The organism is Bacillota bacterium, from assembly GCA_040754675.1.
GTDB lineage: Bacteria > Bacillota > Limnochordia > Limnochordales > Geochordaceae > Geochorda.
Genome location: JBFMCJ010000706.1, coordinates 1 through 1,876, shown reverse-complemented (window position 1 = coordinate 1,876; position 1,876 = coordinate 1). Strand labels below are relative to the sequence as shown.

Genomic DNA, 1,876 nt, shown 5'->3' with positions numbered 1-1,876 from the left:
CTCCTGTTGCCTAACTGACCCCTCGCTTTCTGGTACCTGGTTCCGTGTCATCGGCGGGCGGAAGGGTCCGTGGTGAGAAACATGCCCCGCGGACCCGCTTCATTTCAAGCCCGGTGTTCAAGTCAGGCCCCAAAGTCCCAACCGACACCCTCATACAGCCGCTCAACGCCCACCGGGAACTCCACGCACACCGGGCCGGGACCGCGCAGGCAGAACCGCTCAGCCCCGGCCTCCACCTCCTCGATCCGGAACGGCTCGCTCCGGACCCAGGAGCCCCGCCAGCCCACGTCCGGCAGGCGCACCCGCACGGCACAGCCGCGCAGGGCCTCCAGCCACGCCTCCACTCCCCTGGCGCCGAGGACCCCCCGGCGCACGTCCCCGGAAGCAGCTTCAGGCACGGCGCCCTCCCACAGGTCCCCGATCCAGAACAACGCGGGGACAGCGGGGACCCTGGAGGGAACGTGAGCGCCTTCATGCAGCCTCGGACGCCAGTATGGCCGCCAGCCACTTTCCTCGCGGACCAGGGCGGCCAGGACCCCGACAGGGCACAGACCCGCCGCTTTCTCAAGGACCCCCACTTCGACACCGCCATCCCGCTGCACAACAACGCTCTCCCAGTCCAGCCGGACCGGGAGGACCGCGCCCCGCCACAGGCCCACGAACCGCAACAGGCGCACCCCGGCCAGACGGACCAGCTCCGGCACCATGGCGGCGCCGGGGAAGACCCTCTCCAGAGGGACCCCGTAAGCCTCGGAGATCCACCCGGCAAGCTCATCCGGCGGCACCTTCGCGGGGTCATCCGGCACGGGCCGTGCGGGGAGGAGTTCCACAGGGGCGTCGGGCCACAGCACAACCCTCCTCGGCGGCTGCACACGCACCACCTCAGTACTCGGCCCTCGTCATATCAAGGCCCCACTGCGCCGCGACGACGCTGTAGATGTCATCCAGGCTAACTTCGAGCATCTCACCATCCCAACGCACGGCACGGGTGATTCCGATGAGGTAGCGCATCTTCTCGTACCCGATCTCCCGCACCTCCGCCACCTGGCCTTCGGCCAAGTGACCCGCAAGCTCGGCAAAGAAGTCGATCTCCTCCTCTTCCTCCTCTTCACCTGTCTCCGGATCCAGACGGCTGTCGGGGATGCCCTCATCAGCAATGAAGCCGTAGAGGCCCGGCTGCTCTTCATCCTCGATCACTTCGAGCCCCAGGCCCCCGCACCAGGACCTGAAGGCCCCCGGGTCTTTCACCCGGAAGTAATTGCTCCTCACCAAGGGGCGGTAATCGGCCACCCCAGGTCCCCCCTTTCACACCCTTCCAGACCGAGAGAATGGTGGAGGCGACGGGAATCGAACCCGCACCTCCGGCGTGCGAAGCCGGCGCCCTCCCAAAGGGCCACACCCCCACCCCTCAACCGTCAACCACGCTGCCGTACCCACTCCAGGACCGCCCGCTGCTCCCGCTCCGCGGCATCCAAATCAACCTCAAAGAATTCCGCGAGCAACTCCTCGATTGACTTCCTCGCAGGCAAGTAGGGAAAGCGCATCTCTTCCCCCTGCGTCCGGCAGCAGAGGATGTAACCCTTCCCCTCCAGCCACTCCAGGAACTCTCCGATCAACTGCGACCGTTCCCGCACCGCCCGCATCTTGTCCAACATCGGCGTAGACGGCAACGCGCTCACCTCGCCATCCCCTCCTTCCCGCTCCTGCCGAAGAACTGCGCTCGGCCCGCCTGCCCGGCCGCGCCATCCAGTTCGCAGCCACAATCGGTGCAAAACCGGACCCGGCGCGGAGGGTGCCCACAGGCAGGGCAGCAAGCAGGCTCCTTGCCCAGCGGCCACTCGTAGCCGCAATAGGCGCAGAGCTGCAAAACGGACGG

The 1,876-nt window shown here is 67.2% G+C and carries 4 protein-coding genes and 1 tRNA gene; all 5 read right to left on the bottom strand.

What is annotated here, in order from left to right:
* Positions 1–122 precede the first annotated feature (122 nt).
* On the bottom strand, positions 123–881 hold the full coding sequence (locus AB1609_22760; GenBank protein MEW6049255.1) for a hypothetical protein: 759 nt from the start codon (positions 879–881) through the stop codon (positions 123–125).
* Position 882: 1 nt separating this feature from the next.
* Positions 883–1,290 carry a hypothetical protein gene (locus AB1609_22755; GenBank protein MEW6049254.1) on the bottom strand — a complete coding sequence of 136 codons (408 nt, stop codon included), beginning with the start codon at positions 1,288–1,290 and terminating at the stop codon, positions 883–885.
* Positions 1,291–1,329: 39 nt separating this feature from the next.
* Positions 1,330–1,403, bottom strand: a tRNA-Ala gene (locus tag AB1609_22750).
* Between the two features lie 12 nt (positions 1,404–1,415).
* Positions 1,416–1,679, bottom strand: coding sequence for a hypothetical protein (locus AB1609_22745; protein ID MEW6049253.1), 264 nt, complete (start codon positions 1,677–1,679; stop codon positions 1,416–1,418).
* Positions 1,676–1,876, bottom strand: a 201-nt coding sequence (locus tag AB1609_22740; GenBank protein MEW6049252.1) for a hypothetical protein, incomplete at its 5' end; no start/stop codon positions are given. The genes AB1609_22740 and AB1609_22745, both read right to left, overlap by 4 nt.